At 67.5% G+C, this 20304-nt stretch carries 18 protein-coding genes; 6 read left to right on the top strand and 12 right to left on the bottom strand.

The genetic code is table 11. The features are described 5' to 3' along the window. Positions 1 to 9 precede the first annotated feature (9 nt). From aztA to B0E41_RS25640, 3 genes are read left to right on the top strand one after another with little or no spacing between them, the layout of a single operon-like run. Positions 10 to 771, top strand: a complete 762-nt coding sequence (aztA, locus tag B0E41_RS25650) for a zinc ABC transporter ATP-binding protein AztA (RefSeq protein WP_077335891.1) — start codon at positions 10 to 12, stop codon at positions 769 to 771. Next, positions 768 to 1673 (top strand): metal ABC transporter permease, encoded by a 906-nt coding sequence (locus tag B0E41_RS25645; RefSeq protein ID WP_077335867.1) that lies wholly within the window; start codon positions 768 to 770, stop codon positions 1671 to 1673. The genes aztA and B0E41_RS25645 overlap by 4 nt, the downstream gene beginning before the upstream one ends. 16 nt (positions 1674 to 1689) lie before the next feature. Continuing rightward, the gene (locus B0E41_RS25640; protein ID WP_077335865.1) at positions 1690 to 2622 is read left to right on the top strand and encodes a metal ABC transporter substrate-binding protein; all 933 of its coding nucleotides are present in this window, start codon (positions 1690 to 1692) and stop codon (positions 2620 to 2622) included. A 58-nt stretch (positions 2623 to 2680) separates the two neighbouring features. Here the strand turns inward: B0E41_RS25640 and B0E41_RS25635 are convergent, their stop codons facing one another. After that, positions 2681 to 7777, bottom strand: a complete 5097-nt coding sequence (locus B0E41_RS25635) for a DUF4347 domain-containing protein (protein ID WP_171984882.1) — start codon at positions 7775 to 7777, stop codon at positions 2681 to 2683. Positions 7778 to 8053: 276 nt separating this feature from the next. On the opposite strand from B0E41_RS25635, the gene B0E41_RS25630 reads away from it, so the two are divergent. Then, positions 8054 to 8932 (top strand): EamA family transporter, encoded by an 879-nt coding sequence (locus B0E41_RS25630; protein WP_077335861.1) that lies wholly within the window; start codon positions 8054 to 8056, stop codon positions 8930 to 8932. Between the two features lie 181 nt (positions 8933 to 9113). Here the strand turns inward: B0E41_RS25630 and msrA are convergent, their stop codons facing one another. The 5 genes from msrA to B0E41_RS25605 all read right to left on the bottom strand — a co-directional run bounded on the left by msrA (position 9114) and on the right by B0E41_RS25605 (position 14009). Then, positions 9114 to 9647 (bottom strand): peptide-methionine (S)-S-oxide reductase MsrA, encoded by a 534-nt coding sequence (gene msrA, locus B0E41_RS25625; RefSeq protein ID WP_077335859.1) that lies wholly within the window; start codon positions 9645 to 9647, stop codon positions 9114 to 9116. Positions 9648 to 9749: 102 nt separating this feature from the next. Beyond that, complete coding sequence (locus tag B0E41_RS25620) at positions 9750 to 10799, bottom strand: XdhC family protein (protein WP_077335857.1); 1050 nt, start codon at positions 10797 to 10799, stop codon at positions 9750 to 9752. Positions 10800 to 10820: 21 nt separating this feature from the next. Further along, the gene (locus tag B0E41_RS25615) at positions 10821 to 11264 is read right to left on the bottom strand and encodes a cyclophilin-like fold protein (RefSeq protein ID WP_253195170.1); all 444 of its coding nucleotides are present in this window, start codon (positions 11262 to 11264) and stop codon (positions 10821 to 10823) included. 20 nt (positions 11265 to 11284) lie between these two features. Beyond that, positions 11285 to 13522: a xanthine dehydrogenase family protein molybdopterin-binding subunit gene (locus B0E41_RS25610; RefSeq protein ID WP_077335855.1), complete on the bottom strand. Its 2238-nt coding sequence runs from the start codon at positions 13520 to 13522 to the stop codon at positions 11285 to 11287. Between the two features lie 13 nt (positions 13523 to 13535). Further along, positions 13536 to 14009, bottom strand: a complete 474-nt coding sequence (locus tag B0E41_RS25605; RefSeq protein WP_077335853.1) for a (2Fe-2S)-binding protein — start codon at positions 14007 to 14009, stop codon at positions 13536 to 13538. A gap of 198 nt (positions 14010 to 14207) precedes the next feature. Here B0E41_RS25605 and B0E41_RS25600 point away from each other — a divergent pair, with 198 nt between their 5' ends. After that, on the top strand, positions 14208 to 15149 hold the full coding sequence (locus B0E41_RS25600) for an AraC family transcriptional regulator (RefSeq protein ID WP_077335851.1): 942 nt from the start codon (positions 14208 to 14210) through the stop codon (positions 15147 to 15149). A gap of 28 nt (positions 15150 to 15177) precedes the next feature. On the opposite strand, the gene B0E41_RS25595 is transcribed toward B0E41_RS25600, so the two are convergent. From B0E41_RS25595 to B0E41_RS25585, 3 genes are all read right to left on the bottom strand, one after another. After that, positions 15178 to 15852, bottom strand: coding sequence for a hypothetical protein (locus B0E41_RS25595; protein WP_143434031.1), 675 nt, complete (start codon positions 15850 to 15852; stop codon positions 15178 to 15180). Positions 15853 to 16015: 163 nt separating this feature from the next. Next, the gene (locus B0E41_RS25590) at positions 16016 to 16495 is read right to left on the bottom strand and encodes a phage virion morphogenesis protein (RefSeq protein WP_077335847.1); all 480 of its coding nucleotides are present in this window, start codon (positions 16493 to 16495) and stop codon (positions 16016 to 16018) included. Between the two features lie 120 nt (positions 16496 to 16615). After that, entirely contained in the window at positions 16616 to 17845 is a 1230-nt protein-coding gene (locus B0E41_RS25585) for a phage minor head protein (RefSeq protein WP_077335845.1), read from the bottom strand. 52 nt (positions 17846 to 17897) lie between these two features. On the opposite strand from B0E41_RS25585, the gene B0E41_RS25580 reads away from it, so the two are divergent. Further along, positions 17898 to 18224 (top strand): hypothetical protein, encoded by a 327-nt coding sequence (locus tag B0E41_RS25580; RefSeq protein WP_077335843.1) that lies wholly within the window; start codon positions 17898 to 17900, stop codon positions 18222 to 18224. Here B0E41_RS25580 and B0E41_RS26910 read toward each other — a convergent pair. Genes B0E41_RS26910 through B0E41_RS25570 form a run of 3 tightly spaced genes read right to left on the bottom strand, consistent with a single transcriptional unit; the run spans position 18197 to position 20302 of the window. Next, positions 18197 to 18445 carry a hypothetical protein gene (locus tag B0E41_RS26910; protein WP_143434030.1) on the bottom strand — a complete coding sequence of 83 codons (249 nt, stop codon included), beginning with the start codon at positions 18443 to 18445 and terminating at the stop codon, positions 18197 to 18199. The genes B0E41_RS25580 and B0E41_RS26910 overlap by 28 nt on opposite strands. Continuing rightward, on the bottom strand, positions 18435 to 18632 hold the full coding sequence (locus tag B0E41_RS25575; protein ID WP_077335841.1) for a hypothetical protein: 198 nt from the start codon (positions 18630 to 18632) through the stop codon (positions 18435 to 18437). Before B0E41_RS25575 ends, B0E41_RS26910 begins: the two co-directional genes overlap by 11 nt. Beyond that, positions 18629 to 20302, bottom strand: a complete 1674-nt coding sequence (locus B0E41_RS25570; protein ID WP_077335839.1) for a DUF935 domain-containing protein — start codon at positions 20300 to 20302, stop codon at positions 18629 to 18631. The genes B0E41_RS25575 and B0E41_RS25570 overlap by 4 nt, the downstream gene beginning before the upstream one ends. Between the last annotated feature and the right edge of the window lie 2 nt (positions 20303 to 20304).

Genomic DNA, 20304 nt, shown 5'->3' with positions numbered 1-20304 from the left:
GCCCCAGCCATCGGGCTGCACAACCTCACGCTGGGCCACGACCGCCACCCCGCCGTGCACCACCTGAGCCTGCGCATCGCGCCGGGTTCGCTGGTGGCGCTGGTCGGCCCCAATGGCGCGGGCAAGTCCACGCTGATCCAGGCACTGGCGGGCGCGCTGCGCCCCATCAGCGGCAGCGTGAGCGGCCTGGCCGGGCAGCGCATCGCCTGGCTGCCGCAGCACAGCGGGCTGGACCCGAGCTTTCCCATCGACGTGCGCGGCATGGTGGCCATGGGCCTGTGGCACCGCGTGGGCGCGCTCGGGCGCTTCACCGCCGAGCACCGCCTCCTGTGCGACGCCGCGCTGGCCGCGGTCGGCCTCACCGGCTTCGAGGCGCGCGGGCTGGACACGCTGTCGGGCGGCCAGCTGCAGCGTGCGCTGTTTGCCCGGCTGATCCTGCAAGACGCGCCGGTGGTGCTGCTCGACGAACCCTTCGCCGCAGTCGACCAGCGCACCAGCACCGACCTGCTCGCCTTGCTGCGCCGCTGGCAGCAGCATGGCAAGACGGTGATCGTGGTGCTGCACGACCTGGCGCAGGTGCGCGCGCACTTCCCGCTCACCCTGCTGCTGGCGCGCGAACTGGTGGCGTTCGGCCCCACGGTCGAGGCACTGACCGACGCGCACTGGGCCCGGGCGCAGCGCATGCGGGAGCCGTTCGACGAACACGCACCGCTGTGCGCGGCCTCGCCGGACCCGCACGCGCACGCCCACGCGCCGGAGGCACTGGCATGAGCGAAGTCGCTGTTCCCCCATTCATGGCGTGGTGGCTCGCCAACCCCCTGCTCGGCCCGCTGGTCGAGTTCGGCTTCATGCGCAGCGCGCTGCTCGGCTGCGTGGCGCTGTCACTCAGCGCGGCACCCGTGGGCGTGTTCCTGATGCTGCGGCGCATGAGCCTGACAGGCGACGCGATGGCGCACGCCATCCTGCCCGGCGCGGCCATCGGCTACCTCGTGGCTGGCCTGTCGCTCACGGCCATGACCATCGGCGGCATCTTCGCCGGTCTCGCGGTGGCGGTGGGCTCGGGGCTCGTGGCGCGCAATACCGTGCTGCGTGAAGACACCAGCCTGGCGGCCTTCTACCTGCTCTCGCTGGCGCTGGGTGTGCTCATCGTCTCGGTGCGCAGCAACTCCGTGGACCTGCTGCACGTGCTGTTCGGCACCGTGCTCGCGCTGGACGACGCGGCGCTGGGGCTGCTCGGCGGCATCAGCGCCGTCACGCTGGTCAGCCTCGCCCGGCTCTACCGCCCGCTGGTGCTCGAATGCCTGGACCCGGGCTTCCTGCGCCAGGTCAGCCGCTGGAGCCCGGTGGCGCACTACGGCTTTCTGGGCCTGCTGGTGATCAATCTCGTGGCCGGCTTCCACGCGCTGGGCACGCTCATGGCGGTCGGCATCATGGTGCTGCCCGCCGCCACCGCCCGCTTCTGGGTGCGCCGCCTCGGCCCCCTGCTGCTGCTCGCCACCTTGCTAGCGCTGGCCGCCAGCCTCAGCGGCCTGCTGCTCTCGTACCACGCAGATCTGCCCACCAGCCCGGTGATCGTGCTCAGCCTCGGCGCGATGTACCTGCTGTCACTGCTGCTCGCCCCGCACGGTGCGCTGCGCCACCAGCGCCCCGCCGCTTCCCATCTCAAAGCCTGAACCTCAAGGAACCCTCATGAACAAGTCTCTGCGCCATCACCTCATCGCTTCCGCCATCGGCCTCGCCACCGCCGCCCTCAGCCCCGCGCTGCTGGCCCAGACCACCGCACCGGTCAAGGCCGTCGCCAGCTTCAGCATCCTCGGCGACCTGGTCCAACAGGTCGGCGGTGACCGTGTCGCGGTCGACGTGCTGGTCGGCCCCGGCAGCGACGCCCATGTGTTCCAGCCCACGCCCTCGCAGGCCAAACGGGTCGGCCAGGCGCAGATCGTGTTCTCCAACGGCCTGGGCTTCGAAGGATGGATGGGCCGCCTGCTTCACACCGCCAGCTACAAGGGCAGGCATGTGGTCGCCAGCCGCGGCATCCAGCCCATCCACGCCGAAGGCGAGCACGACCACAAGGCCAAAGACCATCACGAAGAGAACGACCCCCACGCCTGGCAAAGCGTGCCCAACGTGATGGTCTACGTGGGCAACATCGCCAAGGGCTTGTGCGAGGCCGATGCGGCGGGATGCGACACCTACCAGAAGAACGCCGCCACCTACAACGCCGAGCTCAAAGCGCTGGACACCGACGTCCGCGCGCTGTGGGCCACCATCCCGGCGGCGCAGCGCAAGGTGATCACCTCACACGACGCGTTTGGCTACTACGCCAAGACCTACGGCGTGAAGTTCCTCGCGCCACAGGGCGTGAGCACCGAGAGCGAGGCCTCGGCCAAAGGTGTGGCGCAGTTGGTGCGCCAGATCAAGAAAGAGCAGATCAAGGCGCTGTTCGTCGAAAGCATTTCCGACCCGCGCCTGATCGCACAGATCGGTCGCGAGACCGGCGTGAAGCCGGCGGGTGAGCTGTTCTCCGACTCGCTGTCGGACACCAAGGGTCCTGCGCCCAGCTACCTGTCCATGATGCGCGCCAACACCTGGGCGCTGACCCAGGCCGTTCAGGGGCACTGAGCGAAAAGGGTGCCTCGCAGGCAGCGGTCTCAACCGCCGCCAGCAATGAGCCGCCCCGTCAGCCTTGCACCGCCGCCCGCGTGATCGGCCGCTGTGCAGGCCATTGGGCCCACTTGGCCAGTTGCGCCTTGAAGCCCTGCGCAGCATGGGGGCGGGTGATCACCGTCATCGCCTCGCCTTCGCTCTCGGCCGGCGCCACTTCTTCAAGAGGCAGCAGATCCAGCACGTCGGTCGTTGCCACCTCGGTGACCCAATGCGCCGCGGGCTGGTCAATCGCTGCGTCGGCCACACGCTCTTGGGTCCACTCGGTGGTGGTCTCGACACCCACCTCGATCAGCGCATCGGCCAGCGTTGGCCCGGCGAGGGTCGCGGACGCCAGGGACTGCCTGAACGCGGTTTCCAGGTCCAGCATGCTGAAGCCCAGGATCGGCTGGACGCCGCTCTCACTGGCGGGCACGGCCAGGTCGGCGGCCACGGTGGTCATGGAGGTCACACGAACCGCGGTGTCGGTGAACGCCACACCGGTGGTCTCGAAAGTCACCGGTCCTACATCGGCCACAGCGGGGCTCACCGCCACCGACTCGACCGGCACCACGACCGGTGCCACCGGTGCCGCAGGCGAAGCCGGCGCGGCCACCACCGGGCTGCTCACCGGGCCGGCCCCCAAGGAGGCCTGGCTCAGCGCGTAGACCCAGTTGTTGGGCACCACCTCGTCGGTCTCGACCGTGCCCACGTTGGCCTCCAGCGACCAGTCGGCGCCCAGGGTTTCGTGTCCGGTGATGTACAGCGAGGCGGCCACATCGGCCACGGTGATGTCGGCCAGCACGCTCATGGCGGCCAGCCCCATTTCGCCAGCGGCGAAGTCGCAGGCATAGAGCAGGATGTCGCCGTTGAGCGTGAGCGATTGCCCGATGGCCTGCAGCGACAGCAGTTGCGTCGTCTGCATCGAAGCCGCGTTGACCTGGGCATTGCCCAGCGTGAGGGCGCCCTCCTCGCCGTGGCTGATGATGTGGATGGCTTCGATGCCGGTGCGCCCGTTCAGCGCCGCGGCAATCTGCGCCAGCCCGTCTTCGTCCAGCGTCAGCAGAATCACCTCGCGGCCGTCGGCCTGGAAGGCATCGGGGTCGGTCACCCGCGGATCGACAAACACGATCTCGTTGCTGTGGTCCACCGGGTCGACAGGGCCCTCGGTCTCTCCGGAGTTGCCCTCCGTTTCGCCGCCGCCCACCTCGGGATCCACCGGGGTCACATTCAAGCCCTCCACCGTCACCGTCACGGTGCCAGTGGTGCTGCCGCCGAACGCGTCGAGCACGGTGTAGGTGACGCTGGTGTCACGGCTCTCACCCAGTGCGACATCGTCGAAATCACCGTTGGGGTTGAAGTGCAGATCGCCCGCTGCGTCCAGGGTGAAGATGCCGCCGCTGGAGCCCGTGTTGCCGTCGATGGTCTCGACGCTCACGGCATCGTCTTCCGGGTCGCTGTCGTTGTTCAGCAGGTTGCCCAGGAAGGAGGCGGTGTCGGCCTGGGTGGTGAAAGCGTCGTTCACGGCCAGGGGGTTGTCGTTGGCGCCATGCACCGTCACGGTCACCGTGGCCACGGCGCTGCCGCCTTCGCTGTCCTGGACGGTGTAGGTGAAGCTGGTGGTGCGGCTCTCGCCGGTGGCCAGATCGTCAAAGTCGCCGTCGGGGTTGAAGCTCAGCTCGCCGGCATCGCCGACGCTGATGGAGCCACCGTTGTTGCCCTCCAGATCATTCAACTCCAAAGAGAACTCATTGCCTTCGGCGTCGCTGTCATTGATCAGCGGACTGTTGAGCGGCGTGACGCCGTCCTCAACCACCTGGTACTGATCATCGACAGCCACCGGGTTGTCGTTGACGCCATAGACGGTCACGGTCACGGTCGCCGACGATTGCCCACCCTGGTCGTCATAGACCATGTAGTTGAAGCTGGTGTCGCGGCTCTCGCCCACCGCGAGGTCGTCGAAATCACCGTCGGGGTTGAAGACCAAGGAGCCTCCATCGTCGACGCTGAACTGACCGCCGTTGCCACCGGGCGTGCTGTTCAGAGCGACGTAGATCCCATCGCCTTCCACGTCGCTGTCGTTGATCAGCAGACTGCCCAGGGTCGTGAGCCCGTCCTCGCTGGCGAAAAAGTGGTCGTTCACCCCGGTCGGGTTGTCGTTGAGGCCATTGACGGTCAAGATCACGGTGGCCGTGCCGCTGCCGCCCTGATCGTCATAGACGACATAGGAAAAGCCGGTGGTGCGGCTCTCGCCCACCGCCAGGTCGTCGAAGTCGCCGTCGGGGTTGAAGCTCACCGAGCCGCCGTCGTCCCTGGAGAACTGGCCGCCGTTGCTGCCGGCGGTGCTGTTCATGTCCAAGTAGAGCGCGTCGCCCTCGGCGTCGGTGTCGTTGCCCAGCAGGTTGGCCAGGAAGAGAACGCTGTCTTCGTCGCCGACAAAGCTGTCGTCGGTGCCTTGCGGGTTGTCGTTGGCGCCGTTGACGGTCACCGTCACGGTGGCCGCGGCGCTGGCACCTTGCGAGTCGTGGAGGGTGTAGGTGAAGTCGGTGGTGCGGCTCTGGCCCACCGCGAGATCGTCGAAATCGCCGTCGGGATTGAACAGGAGGATGCCCGAATCGTCGAAGCTGAACTGGCCACCGGCGGAGCCCGCCGCGCTGTTCATGTCGATGTAGATCTCGTCGCCGTCCGGGTCGCTGTCGTTGGCCAGGATGCCGCCCAAACCCACCCCGATGTCTTCGCCGACGCTGAAGCTGTCGTCCACGGCCACCGGTGCATCGTTGACGCCGGTGATGGTGATCGACACGGTGGCGGTGTCGTTGCCACCCTGCCCGTCGTTGACGGTGTAGCTGAAGGTGTCGACCGTGGTCGCGCCAGCGGCCAGGAACTGGAATTGACCGTTCGGGTTGTAGACGTAGCTGCCGTTGCTGTTCATGGTCAGCAGGGCGCCCGAAGGCAGGGCCGTGGGCTCGCCCGGATCGAACGAGGTCAGGTTGACCTGCGTCACAGTGAGCGGATCGCCGATGAGGTCGGTGTCGGGACCGTTGCCGTTGTCCGTCAACACGCTGTCGCTGAGCGTGCCGTTGGCAGACACCGCCTCGCTGTCGTTCTGAGCCACCGGCGGGTTGAGGTTGGGAGCCGTGACGTCCACATCCACCGTGGCCGAGGCCACACCACCCATCCCGTTGGAGATCTGGTAGGTGAAGGTGTCGTGAACGGCGTCGGTGCCGTTGCCGGTGACGGTGACCTCGCCACCCGCGCCGACCGTGAGTTGAACGCCCGATTCCAGGATGATGACCTGGCCCTGGGTCACCGCCTGACCCTGAATGTGGGTCAGCGTCATGGGCGCTGCCGCCAGGTTGTAGTCGTTGGCCGTCAGGTCCACCGTGGCGGGCAGGTTGGTGGCGGTGGTGATGGTGTCGTCTTCGGCCACGATCGCGGTCTGTGCCGAGTCGGCTCGCACGAAGAGCCACGAGTCGTAGTACTGGTCGCCTGTGTCGGCAATGGCCACGCGCAGGGTGTTCTCCTGACCGAGGATCACGTCGAACACCAGCGGAATGGTGATGGTGAAGCCATCCATCTCGGTATGGTAGGGCGCGCCGGTGACGGTGCCAGTGCCGCCGTCCACCACGCCCGAGTTGTCCACAAACAGCGACGGGTTCTGCAGGTTGTTGACGCTGTCGATGCTGATAGCCGATTCGCCACCCGATGCATTGGGCACCAGCGACTGGTTGACGCCGTTGACCACGATCGCCATCACGTCGTTGAACCCTCCGTTGACGTACTCCAGGTACTCGTCGGAACCGAACACCACTTCAATGGTCATGCGCACCACGTCACCCACCTGAGCGCCTGGCGGCACGTCGGGCACGAAGGTGATATCCAGTATCGCGGCGTCGAAGGTATCGAAGCCACCCGACAGGGCGTTCAGCTCGGCATTGCCGTCCACACCGGAAATCGCATCGTCCCCAAAAACCGGATATTCGTTTGGACCCGCCACACCCTCAGCGTACTCGGAGGTGGACAACAGGGCGCCCGCGCTGAAGCCCAGCACGTTGTTGCCGAAGGTCACGCTGGAACCGGCCGTGAAGGTGCCCGACTGCTCGGCGCCGCCCTGGTAGGTGGCCGAGGTGACCGTGATGCCCGCGCCCATGATGGTTTCGGCGAGCCCCATGGCGCCGGTCGATCCCACCGGCGTGAAGGCGAAGTCCAACGCATGGACCCAGCCGGTGGGCGCCAGCGCGACGGCTTCCACCGTGCCCGTGGTGCGCTCCAGCGTCCAGTCGGCACCGAGCGACGCATCACCCGTGGCGTCCACCGATGCCGACACGTCGGCGCCGGTGATGTCGGCCAGCAGGTTCATGGCCTCCAGGCCCGAGGCGCCCGACGCGTAGTCGCAGGCGTAGATCAGGATGTCGCCGTCGGCGCTGAGGGACTGGCCGATGGCTTGCAGATACTGCAGCTGGGTGGACTGGATGGAATCGATCGTGACCTGGCCACTGCCCAGGTTAAGGTAGCCGTCACCGCCGTGGCTGACGATGTGGATGGCATCGATGTCGGTGCGGCCATTCAGCGCGCTGGCGATCTGCGCAATACCGTCCTGATCCATCGACAGCACGATCACCTCGCGCCCAGGCGCCTCGAACGCCGCGACATCGGGCACGCGCGCGTCGACAAACACCACTTCCACGCGGGGTGCTTCGGCGGTTTCGGGGTTGGCAAGGGTGGTGTCCGATTCGTCGTCGTCGGCTGCTTCGTCTGCAACAGGTTCTTCGGCAACGGCTTCCTCTACGGCCGTGTCGTCGGCATCGGCTTGCGGGGCGGGTTCGTCGTCTTCGGCGGGGGTCGCAGCGGGCTGCGCCGGCGCTTCTGCGACGGTGTCATCCTCCGCGTCTGGCTCGGCCTCCTCGACCACGGGCGCGTCGCTGGCACTGTCTTGTTCGATCACGGTGGCCACCATGGCGCCGTCAAACAACACGCGCGATTCGAGCACCATCGGAATGCCCGAACGCAACGATTCGCGGCAACGGACCACACGAGTCGCTGAAGTGCCAGAGCGGTGGGACGAGGCGCATTCAGGCGCTGCCACATAACAACCCAAGCTGGCGTTCCAGATCGATCGGTAAGTCTTGTTCATGCCAGAGTCCTCCGTGCCGGGTGCTGACATTGCCCATCGCAGATCGCTGGATAAAGCCCCGGTACACCCTTCTCTTCGGCAGATCACCCCCGTCCTGAAGCGCTGAGCGGCAAAAAAAGCCAATAAAAACAAGAGTGAATGCTTTGGTTACACGCCCCCTCGCAATATGTAACCTCTTGGCTGACGGGCCCGCGCCACAAGTTCATGAAACCGGTGGAACCCGGTGCATCGGCACCCGCTCGCTACACTGAAAGCCCTGTTTCACCGGAGCCCCGATTGCCGACCACCCACCTGTTTCTCGCCCTCGCGGTGGTGTTTGTCTGGGGCACCAATTTCGTGGTCATCCGCTGGGGCCTGGACGGTCTGCCGCCCTTCCTGTTTGCCACGCTGCGTTTCGCGTTCTCCGCCCTGCCCTGGCTGCTGTTCGTGCCACGGCCGACCGCACCCTGGCGCAAGATGGCCGCCTTCGGGGTACTGCTGGGCGTGGGCCAGTTCGGACTGCTGTTCGTGGCCATGCAGGGCCACATTTCGCCCGGGCTCGCCTCGCTGGTGGTGCAGATCCAGGTGTTTTTCACCATCGGCCTGTCGCTCGCGCTCATGGGCGAGCGCGTGCGCGGTTTTCAGCTGGTGGGCCTGTTGCTGGCGCTGGCCGGTCTGGGCGTGATCGCCCTGAACCTGGACGCGGCGGTGGTCACCTGGCTGGGGCTGGGCCTGGTGATGTCGGCCGCCTTCTTCTGGGCCGGCGCCAACCTGGTGGTGAAGTCGCTCGGGCCCGTGAACATGCTGCACTTCATGGTCTGGAGCAGCGTGTTCGCGGTGCCGCCGCTGCTGGCCATCTCATGGCTGGTTGAAGGGCCTGCCCTGATGCACAGCGCCATCACCCAGGCCACGCCGCTGGTCTGGGCCAGTGTGCTCTGGCAGGCGCTGGGCAACACGCTCTTTGGCTACGGCGTGTGGAACTGGCTGCTCGCCCGCCACCCCGCCGCCACCGTGGCGCCGCTGGCCTTGCTGGTGCCGGTGTTCGGCATGGGGGCTTCTGCCTTGTCGCTGGGCGAAAGCCTGCCGGGGTGGAAGCTCGGTGCGGCAGCGCTGGTGCTCGGCGGCCTCGCGGTCATCGTGCTCTGGCCCCGGCTTCGGGCCAGTCTGAGCCACTGAGCGCCCGACCACCGCGACCGCGATCCGCCGCCGGGCCGCCCCAAGGCGGATCAGCCCCCTTGGGGGGCAGCGACCCGCGCAGCGGCGGAGCGTGGGGGCCTCGATCCGCCGCCGGGCCGCCCCAAAGCGGATCAGCCCCCTTGGGGGGGCAGCGACCCGCGCAGCGGCGCAGCGTGGGGGCCTATTTCGCCAGACGGGCGAAGGTCTTGCGAAACTTCGCCACCTTGGGCGCGGCCACGGCCATGCAGTAACCCTGGTGCGGGTTGCGTTCGAAGAAGTCCTGGTGGTAGTCCTCGGCGGGCCAGTAGTTCGCCAGCGGCAGCAGCTCGGTCACGACGGGACGGCCAAAAACCTGGTCGCGCTCCAGCTCGTCCAGCAAGCTCTGCGCGGTCCGCCGCTGTTCGTCGTTGGTGAAGTAGATGCCGCTGCGGTACTGCGTGCCGGCGTCGTTGCCCTGGCGGTTGAGCGTGGTCGGGTCGTGGATCACGAAGAAGATTTCGAGGATCTCGCGGGTGCTGATCACGGACAGGTCGTAGGTCAGCTTCACCACCTCGTTGCAGCCGGTGGTGCCCGTGCACACGTCTTCGTAGCTGGGCTGGTGCGCCTGGCCGTTGCAGTAGCCGGACTCGACGTCGGTCACGCCGCGCACTTCCTTGTACACGCTCTCGGTGCACCAGAAGCAGCCGCCGCCGAGCACGATGGTTGAATGGTTCATGGGGGACTCCTTGGCCCGCAGTATGCGTGCCCCAGCAAGCACCCACTCGGGGCGGGGTCGGCTTCGGCGGCGCGACCCGCTGCCCGAGCCCTCACAGGTCCTTTACACCGCGCAACTCGCGGGCAGTTCCGCTGGCGACGCACCGCCGCCCGGCTGCGCCGCCTTGCCCTCGGCCACGGGCACCAGCGCGGCCCGCGCAATGCCGTTCTTCGCCGCCACCACCTCGGCCATGATGGACAGCGCGATCTCGGCCGGTGTCTTGCTGCCGATGTACAGGCCGGCCGGCCCGTGCAGCGCGTCCAGCTCGACCTCGCCCAGACCGAAGTGTTCGCGCAGGCGGTCGCGCCGCAGCGCGGTGTGGCGCCGCGAGCCGATGGCGCCGACATAGAAGGCCTCGGACTGCAGGGCGTCGATCAAGGCCAGATCGTCGAGCTTGGGGTCGTGCGTCAGTGCCACCACGGCGGTGCGCGCGTCGGGCTTCAGGCGCAGGATCAGGTCGTCCGGCATCTCGTGGCTGAGGGTCGCGCCATCCAGCGTCCAGCTGGCGCGCTGTTCCTCGCGCGGGTCGCAGACGATGACCTCGAAGTTCAGGCTCAGCGCCATCTGGCTCAGGAAACGCGAGAGGTCGCCGGCGCCGATGAGGATCAGCCGGTGCCGCGGGCCGAAGTGGGTGATCAGGGCGTCGTCGGTCAACTCGGGCATGCCGTCGCGCCGGCCCGGTTGCAGGTCCACCGCGCCGCTGCGCAGGTCCAGCCGGCGCTGGGTGCTGCGCCGCTCCAGGTTGGCCTGCAGCAATGCGGGTAGCTGGCTGTGCGCGGCCACCGGCTCCAGCACCAGCTCCACCGTGCCACCGCAGGGCAGGCCAAAGCGGTGCGCCTGGTCGGCGGAGATGCCGTAGCGCAGGGTGGCGGGCCGGCCTTGCGCGCACACCGCGTCCAGCCCTTCTTCGCGCACGCGGCGGATCAGGTCGTCCTCGATGCAGCCGCCCGAGACCGAACCCACCGTTTCACCCCGGCCGTTGATGGCCATGAGCGAGCCCGGCGGCCGCGGCGATGATCCCCAGGTGCGGGTCACCGTGACGAGCAGCACGGGCAAGCCCGCTGTGTGCCAGGCCTGCGCCGCGCGCAGGACTTGGGTGTCCAAGTCTTCCATGGTGTGTTCCTTCCTTTGGGCCTACCGGACCCGCTCGATCCGCACCGCGGTTTCGCCTTGTTTCCGCAGAGCGTCAACAGGGCCATCGAACCGACCCAGAAGCACCAGACCCGGTGAGGGTTTCCCGGACGCATAGAACAATGCCAGGTTGCCCCACGGTCCGTAGTAACACAGGTCGCCTTCCACTGGCGTGTAAGACGCTGGCGCCCCATCCACCGACAGCTTGCGCGGGGGATAGGCAACCTTCTCGGTCGCCATGAAGTCCTTGGCGGTCAGCACCAGCGGCAGCTGCAACATGAGGTCCCGCGTGGTCGGGTTGTCGACCAAGGTGGCTGTGAGCACCTGTCCGCCAACGTCGATGCGGATGCGCAGGACGTCCTTCATCGACGCGGTTTGCGCCCCGGCAGTGCCGACCGTGATCATCAGACAGGCCATGAGCGCCCTGCGTGAAAGGTGTGGTTTCACGGGCATCGCTCCTTTCACCTTCAGGCCAGCTTGAACGGCAGTTCGCGCAGCGGCTTGCCGGTCAGGCGGCTCACGGCGTTGGCGAAGGCCGGTGCCAGCGGCGGCAGGCCGGGCTCGCCCATGCCGGTGGGTGGCTCAGCGCTGGGCACGGTGTGCACGCTGATGGCCGGCATGTCGGTCAAGCGTGCCACCGTGTAGTCGCCAAAGTTCTGCTGCTCGACCACGCCATCCTTGAGCGTGATGGCCGCCCCCGGCAGGCACATGCCCAGGCCCATCAGGGCCGCGCCCTGCACCTGTGCCTCCACCGTGCGCGGGTTGACCACCAGGTTGCAGTGCACCCCGGCCGTGACCGTGTGCAGCACCGGCTGGCCGTCTTTCACCGAGGCTTCGACCACGTAGGCCACCACCGATTCAAAGGACTCGTGCACCGCCACGCCCCAGGCGCGGCCGGCGGGCAGCTGCTTCTTGCCGTAGCCACTCTTGTCCACCGCCAGTTGCAGGGCCGCGCGGTGGCGCGGGTGCTCGGCCCCCATGAGCTTCATGCGGTAGGCCACTGGGTCTTGCTTGGTTTCGCGGGCGATCTGGTCGATCAGCGTTTCCATGACGAAGGCCGTGTGGGTGCTGCCCACGCTGCGCCACCACAGCACCGGCACGTTCTGCTTGGGGTGGTGCACCGTCAGCCGCATGGGCAGCGGGTACGGCGTGCGCATGCCCTCCACGGCGGTCATGTCGACGCCGTTCTTGACCATCATTCCCTCGAAGGGCGAACCGGTCAGGATGGACTGGCCCACGATCACGTGCTCCCAGGCCAGCACCTTGCCTTCCGCATCAAAGCCCACCTGCGCGCGGTGCAGGTGCATGGGGCGGTAGTAGCCGCCCTTGATGTCGTCCTCGCGGCTCCACAGCGTGCGCACCGGCGCGCGCAGACCGGCGGCCTGTGCCGCCTTGGCGATGCTGCAGGCCTCCACCACGTAGTCGCTGGTGGGGATGGCGCGTCGGCCGAAACCGCCACCGGCGGACTGCACCAGCACCTTCACCTGCTCGGGCTTGAGGCCCAGCGCACCGGCCGCGGCCATGCCGTCCAGGCCGGGCATCTGCGAACCCACCCAGAGCGTGGCGCCCTGCTCCGTCAGCTCCACCGTGCAGTTCAGCGGCTCCATGGGCGCGTGCGCCAGGTAGGGAAAAACGAACTCGGCCTCGATCTTTTTCGGGGCGTTGGCCAATGGCGCCATGTCGGCGTCGAAGTGTTTCGCGCCGGGCTGGCCGGCCAGTTCGCGGTACTGCACCAGCTGGCGGGCGCTGTCCACCTTCTCGACCGCGGCGGTGTCCCATTCGAGCTTGAGCGCGTCGCGTGCGGTCTTGGCCGGCCAGTAACCGTCGGCGATGACGGCCACGCCCTCGGCGCCCCGGTCCAGCGGCACGCGCAGCACCGCCTTCACGCCCTTGACGGCGCGCGCCGCGGTGTCGTCCACCGACTTCAGCTTGGCGCCGAACACGGGCGGGCGCGCGATCACGGCCGTCAGTTGGTCGGGGCGGCGCACGTCGATGCCGAAGTCCTGCCGGCCACTGCTCTTGGCGACGGCGTCCAGCCGCGAAGTGGGCCGGCCGATCAGGCGGAACTGTTTCGGGTCCTTGAGCGTGACGCTGGCGGGCACCGGCAGGGCCATCGCGGCTTCGGCCAACTCGCCGTAGCCCAGACGCCGGCCACCGGCGCCGAGCACCGCGCCGTTCTGCGTGCGCAGGCTGGCGGCGTCCACGCCCCAGCGCGTGGCGGCCGCCTGCACCAGCATGGCCCGGGCACGGGCGCCCAGCTCACGGTACTGGGTGAAGCTGTGTTTGATGGAGTTGGAACCGCCGGTGAGGTGCATGCCAAACATCGGGTCGGCGTAGGCCATGTCATTGGTGCCCAGCTGGCTGCGCACCTTGGACCAGTCGGCGTCCAGCTCCTCGGCCAGGATCATGGGCAGCGCGGTCTGCACGCCCTGGCCGAACTCCAGCCGGTTGACGGTGACAGTGACGGTGCCGTCGGGCGCGATGGCCACGAAGGCGCCGGGCAGCTGCGTGGGCTTGAGGGCGGCCGGTGCGGCGCTGCCTTGTGCCTGCGACAGCAGCGGGAAGACGCCGAGCGCAAAGCCGCTGGCCGCGCCCAGTTTGAGGAAGGCGCGGCGCGGCAGTTCGGCCACGGCGGGGGTGTTGGCATCGCGCGCCAGCAGGTGTTGCAGGGCGCGCGGAAGTTCGTGCGTGGAAGCATTGAACATGGTGGGTATTCCTTCAGGCCAGGTTGCGCGCGGCATCGGCCACGGCGGCTCGGATGCGGGCGTAGGTGCCACAGCGGCAGACGTTGCCGGCCATGGCGGCGTCGATGTCGGCGGCGCTCGGTTGTTTGCCCTTGGGCAGCGTTTTGAGGAACGCGGTGGCGCTCATGATCTGGCCGCTCTGGCAGTAGCCGCACTGGGCCACGTCGTGCTTCACCCAGGCGGCGTGCACCGCCTTGCCGACGCGGTCGGTGCCGCCGGTGATGGCTTCCACCGTCGTGATCTTCTTGCCTTCGGCGGCCGAGATCGGCGTGACGCAGGAGCGGATCGCCTGGCCATCGAGGTGCACGGTGCAGGCACCGCACAGGGCCGCGCCGCAGCCGAACTTGGTGCCGGTCAGGCCCAGCGAATCGCGCAGCGCCCAGAGCACGGGCGTGGAGGGGTCGACGTCCAGCTGCTGTGCGCGGCCGTTGACTTGCAAGGTGGTCATGGAAGGCTCCTGAAAACGGGGTGACGGGAATGCGGGGGGTTCCCGCGGCCGGAACCTCGGGAAGGGCGCCAGTGTCTGCCAGGGCACCCGCCCGGCGTTAGCCTGAACCTGCGCCATGCTTGCCCAATCCTGCGAACGCGCTGCACAAACGGGCAAGGGCCGATACCATGGCCCGCAGCCCAGACACCAGCACCCACCATGCCCGATCCTTCCTCCCACCCACCTGCCACCGGCGCGCGCGCCTCCATCGTCCGGCGCTTACTGGAGCGGGCGGTCGACAGCTCACCGCAAATGTCCCCCGAGATTCCGGGGCTGATGCTGATCCGCATCAACCAGCCCTACCTGAACGTCTGCAGCGTTTACGAACCCTGCGTGGCCGTGATCGTGCAGGGCAGCAAACGGATCAAGCTGGGCGACGAGACCCTGTGCTACGGCGAGGACCGTTACCTGATCACGTCGATGGACCTGCCGGTGAAGACGGCGGTGGTCGAAGCCAGCGCCGAACGGCCGTACCTCGGGGTGGCCCTGCGCCTGGACTGGCGCGAGATCGCCTCGCTGATGCTGGAGTCGCCCGCACCCACGTCCACGCTGGGCAGCGCCGCCCGCGACAGCCGCGCCATGACCACCGGCGCCCTCACCGCACCCCTGCTCGAAGCCTTCGACCGCCTGCTCGCCCTGCTGGACCAGCCCGAACACATCCCGGCGCTGGCGCCCCTCATCAAGCGCGAGATCCACTACCGCCTGCTCACGGGCGAAGCCGGCGCGCGCCTGCGCCAGATCGCCACGGTGGACACCCAGAGCCACCAGGTGGCGCGCGCCATCGCCAGCCTGAACGCCCGTTTCACCGAGCCGCTGCGGGTCGAGACCCTGGCCCGCGAATCGGGCATGAGCCTCTCGACCTTTCACCACCATTTCAAGACGCTGACGGCCATGAGCCCGTTGCAGTACCAGAAGCAGTTGCGCCTCACCGAGGCGCGCCGCCTCATGCTCTCCGACGGCATGGACGCGTCCACCGCGGCGTTTCGTGTCGGCTACGAAAGCCCGTCGCAGTTCAGCCGAGAGTACCGCCGCTCGTTCGGTGCACCGCCGTCGAAAGACGTGGCCGATTTCCGCTGGCAACAGGAGCCTGCGGCGGCTTGACGGGCGAACGTGTCGCGCCCTCTTCGCATCAGTGATACGGTCCGTGCCGGACGCTGGCGCGGGTCAGCGGCCGCGGGCCGTTCCCGCGCGCCTTGGCGCCCAGCTGTTCTTTGAAACCGGGGGCGGCCTTGACCGGTGCCCGGTCTTCGGGCGGCTCGGGTGCCGGGTCGGGTGCCCGCACCTCGCCCGCTGCGGCGTTGCGTGGTGGGGTGTCTGGCGCACCCGGCGGGGTGCCCGCCTCGGGCTGGTCGGGGCCGGACCGAGCATCCAGCGGTTCGCCGGGGCCTGACTCGGTCAACGAGGCCAGGGGCCAAGGGCCCATCGGCGCCCATGCGCTCAGCGATGACCAGCGGGTCGCATCGACGATGGCCTGCCGCAGGGCCGACTCCAGTTGCGAGGCCCGCACCGCGCGCTGCACGAACAGGCCGTGATCGCCCACCACCGGCTGGTGGCGCACCGCGCGTTGCACGTACAGCGACGATGGCACCGAATGGCCGGGCGCGCCCAGATGGTCCGTCGGGTTGTCCTGGGTGACGCCCAACAGCAGCGCCTCTGGCCATTGCCCCGCGAACTCGGCTTGTACCGGGTCGAAGCCGCCCCCCGCCCCCGGTGCAGCCATGCCCATCACCACCGGATGCGCCTGGGTCAGCGTGCCCAGGGTGAAGCTCAGCGGGGGAGGGTCGGCCGCCAAGAGCGGCCACAAGGTGAGAGGGAGTGAGATAAACCCCGGGCGGCCGGCGAGATAAATGTGGGAAGAGCCTGGGCTTGCCGGGAAGAATCGGGACGCACTCTGAAAGTGGGTTGCACTCGGCGAAACAAATTGCGCCGCCGAAAAAAATCGGCCGTTGGCGCAATTGTGGCACCGGTCAGTCCAAGCCGAGGAAGGTCATGGTCAGCGCCAAAACCGACTCCGACGCCGCCTCGGTCAGGTCTTTGCCATCCGGCGTGATCGGCATGTACGGCCGGGCCGGGATCGTGGTCTTTTTTCCACGGCCGGCTTTCCCACCGAACTGGTGGATCGCGGCATAGGCCGCTGACGGGCCGCTTCCAGCGCCGACGTTTGCCCAGTCCGACCCGCTGTCGCTGAACAAGCTGCCGAGCAATCCGTTGTCGCCGCCTTTGCGCACCAGCTTCTGACCCGGCCAGGTGCCGTCCTTGGTGCGCTGTGCTTTGGTGCTCTCGGCCAGGTCAGCCCAGCCCGGCCCCTGGTCTTGAAACGCCTGCTGGGCGGACGACTCCAGCAGCATGCCCACGCCCGACATCAGCTCGGTGGGATCTGCGACCCGATCCATGATCTGCTGCAGCACAGCGGTTGAGCGTCCGGCGTCGATTTTGACTACGATCATTGAACGGTCCTAAAATGGATTTGGTAGGTGTGACACGGTGAAAGTCTCCCGGCCGTAGCCCAGCGTTCAGCTGGAGCGCAATGTGGGGTTGCCATCTCGATGGACGGGAGGCCCCACCACCTACCCCTTTTTCAGCAGGCGGCGAACTTCCGCATCGCGCTTTGCCTGCGACGCGCTCAACCGGCGTACGCTGGTCACAAACAGGCCTTCGGCCGTTCTTGTAGCCTTCACCACCACCACTTGACCACCGCCCGGCTGCTCTGCGACGTAGAGCAGCGTGCGCGGGTCTTCTTGCACCATCTGGCCGGTCGAGATGGTCTCCTGCACCAGGGCGTATTCGGCGTTGGCCAACTCAGGATGGTGACTTTCCTGCTTGCGCATCGTGTCTGCCGACAGCTGCACCGTGCGGCTTCCCTTGTGACCCAGCAGGTTTGCATGTTTCTGCGGCAGCGTGGCAATGGGAAACGAGCCTTCCGGATGCTCACGCCAGGTCGCGAAGCCGGCGCCCTTGGACACCACACGAGCGGCGGCCGGAAGGGCTGAATCGGGCAGACGCTCCATGCTCTTGCCCAGGCGATCACGCGTGAGCTGCCGGTCGCCAGGCGCGTGGTCAAAGCCCGGGTCGGGCCAGAACTCGCGACCGTCGCCAGTTTTCCAGCCGCGCACCGTCATCACATCGCGGCCCGAATTGACCGCCACCTGGCGCTCCACGAACTCACCCTCGCTCGCCTCCACCTGGATGCCCGACTTGTCCACCTGCGCCTGCGTCAGGGCTTGCACCGTGCACCGGCATCGGAAGCCCTGCGGCGGGTAGTTGACCGCCCAAAACGGGTGATCGGCCGGGAACACCTTGCCGCCGAGCGCGCGGTGCGTGGGCCGCGTGCTGCCGTCCATCACGGCGACGTATCGCCAGTACGGGAACAGCTTCGACGTGGCAAGCTGGCGCTCGCGGCGCCCGGCCGCATTGGCGCCGGCCATGTTCTGGTCGTAGATCAACTTCAGGCGGGCTGGCGTGCCGTAGCGCACTGCGCGGCTGGTGCCTGGGTACATCTTCATGATCTCGCCCGTCTCCGGGTCCACCGCCTGGCCCCACCAGCCCTTGGCCTGCAGCAGCGGCTTGAGCTGTTCCTGGAACTGCTTGTGGGTCCAGCCCTTGTCGCGGGCCTGCTCGATGGCCGCGCGGATGTCGCCCAGCACATCGAAGCCCGCCGACTGCGCGACCGTGAACGCCTGTTGCTGCTGCCGGGCCGAGACCGTTTCCCAGCCCTCGCTGGGCTGGCTGCGCTTCTCGGCCAGGTAGCGGACAGCTTCCTTCGGGGCTTTCTTGAAAACGGCGGAGAGGTCGGCCATGGGGTACTAGCAAGGATGCTGATAATCAGCTGCCCAACACAGGAGAGACGGCATGAATGAATGGTTTGGAGAAAAGTCGACTCAGCTCGACATCAGTGGCTTGACCGCCTTCGGAATCCCAGTGAGCACCAGGTATGGGCGTTCTGGCGAGATGGTTGAGATGGTCGAGTTCGCCGAAGCACTGGCGAAAGAGCGACTTGAGGGATACGTCAAGAACGTTTTCTACGATTCGAAGGCGGACATCTGCGACATCGAGTTCACCGACAGCCGCTTGCAGGGTACCCCCGTTGACGACGCCATGTTGGCTGCAGCCAAGAAAACGATATCGCAGTTCACCTGGCACGGCATCGTTCAGCATGGAAGGTCCTTTGGTGGGTAACCATCCCGGGTTCCCGTGTACTGCTTGACCCGATCCCAGTCGATCTGGCGCGAGCTGCCGAAGTGGAACTTGCCGCACGCGCAACCGTAGGCGCGCAGGAACGACACGACCGGGTTGCCCTGCCTGGCGCGCTTGTTGGCGAGCTGGACGGCGGCGAACTTGGCCGCCTGCAAGGTCGGATAGGGCTTCTTGCCGCTGGGGCACTTTGCGTTATGTCCCATCGCTCACCGCCTCCGCATCAGAGCCGAGAACACCCACCCACTTGCCCTGCGCCTCACTCCAGAAGTCAGTGGCGCACATCAGGGCCGTCGAATACAGCGGGTTTCGCGGACTGGTGATGACGCACTCGCCGTCCTCCCGGTAGTAGCGAACCGTTCCAGCCGGGTGGGTTTCAACAGCCTCGCTCATCCCTGCTCTCCCGCCCCAAGCCAATGCGCCGCAAACCCGACCCGGTGCAGCGCGGTCGCCAGGGTGCCCACGTCCTGCAGCTCAATCGCGGCATCCAGCGCGGCCTGCATGCCCTCGAAACTGTCCGCGCCCATGATCGCCTTCACCACCGGGTCCAGCAGACCAGCGGCCTGGCGGTCGAGGTCGGGTGCGTTCAACGCGGCCAGTGCGTCGTCAATGGCCCGCAGGCCGCTCAGATCGGGCGCTGGGCCGCGCATTTCGTCGTCGCCTGCCTGACCCTCGGCCCCGGTTTTCAGCGCGCCCAGCGTGGCGATCAGCTCGGCCGTGAGCTTGGCCTGCGCTTTCGCACCAGGTGCCTTCTCTGGCGGCACCGCTGGGGCCGGTGGTGCGTTGGGGTTGGGCGCGGCCGGGGCGGGCGCGCTTTTCAGCACCTCGTCCTTTTCGTCGGCGATGGGGATGCGCAGCTTTTCGTGTGCCCAGTCGGCCTTGATGCGCATGCCCAGGCCCACCAGCTTTGGCAGGCTTTCGGCATAGAGCTTGAGGTCTTCGGCCTCGGACGTGTCGAGCACAAAGCGCGGGCAGCGCCGGGCATCGCGAAAGCCCTTGTTCACCGCCAGCATCGGGTACACCACCTGCATGGTGATGGAGCCGGCCAGCTGCTTGCAGTCCGAGTTGCGGATGTCCATCCGCACTTCGTTGTGCACCTCGGCCAGTCCGCCGCCCAGGCCGGTGGACCCGCCCTCGCTTGTCAGCGTGCTGCCGTTGATGGCTTTGGACTGGCTGCGCTCGCACCAGCTGATCATGTTCAGAAACGGGTCGCCCTTCGCATCCGCCGCCTGCTGGAGATCGATCTCCATGCCGGTGGGGATGATGCCGCGCGCGTTGTGCCCGATCCCGGCTACGGCGCGGAACAGCGTGGACTTCTCGTCAGCGCTGGCGTTCGCCGGGTACTTCCCGATGATGATCGGCAGGCCGTGGATGTCCAGGAACTCCGCCAGATCGCCGACCGAGAAGTGCTTGAACAGGTACGGCCACACCAGCACGCGGCCCAGGCCGCTGCGGCTCACGTAGCCGCTGATCGCTTTGTGCGTGTGCAGCAGCCACCCGAAGGGCTGCAGCTCTTGGCCGTTGGCGGTGTTGTCGCGAAGGCGCAGCTTGCTGCGCGTGTCCTGGTCGAGCGCGAACCACGACTGCGGCCGGTGATGGAACTTCGCCACCGTCCACACACCGCCGACCAATTCCCACTCCAGCTCCTGCGCGCTGAAACCGTGGCTGATCGCGTCCAGCGCGTCGAACAGCGTGTCTTCCAGGTCGGGCATGTCCTGGAAGACCTCGCGCACCCAGGCCGCGAGGTCTTGCTCTTCCTTGGTCGCGTTGCGCGGCGGCACGATGTCCCAGTCGAGCTTGATGCTGGCGCGCTTGCGCTTGCTCAGCTCGGTGAAGATGTTGGAGTCGCGCTCCTCCATGTCGGCGAACAGCTCGTGCTGGGCCATCAGGTCGCCCTGCTCGGCCGCCAGAAGAATTTCATTGAGGCGGGCCGGCGTGATGCCGCGCGATGGGTGGCTCGCGATCTGGCGCTGCAGGTGCAGCAGGCTCGCGCGCGATTCGGTTTGCGGTTCGTCGAGCGCTTCGCTCGTGATGGGGTTGCCGTATTGGTCGACCAGTTTCATTG

The organism is Hydrogenophaga sp. A37, from assembly GCF_002001205.1.
Taxonomy (GTDB): domain Bacteria; phylum Pseudomonadota; class Gammaproteobacteria; order Burkholderiales; family Burkholderiaceae_C; genus Hydrogenophaga.
Note: the sequence above shows the minus strand (reverse complement) of the source record. Positions and strands in the feature narration are given on the sequence as shown.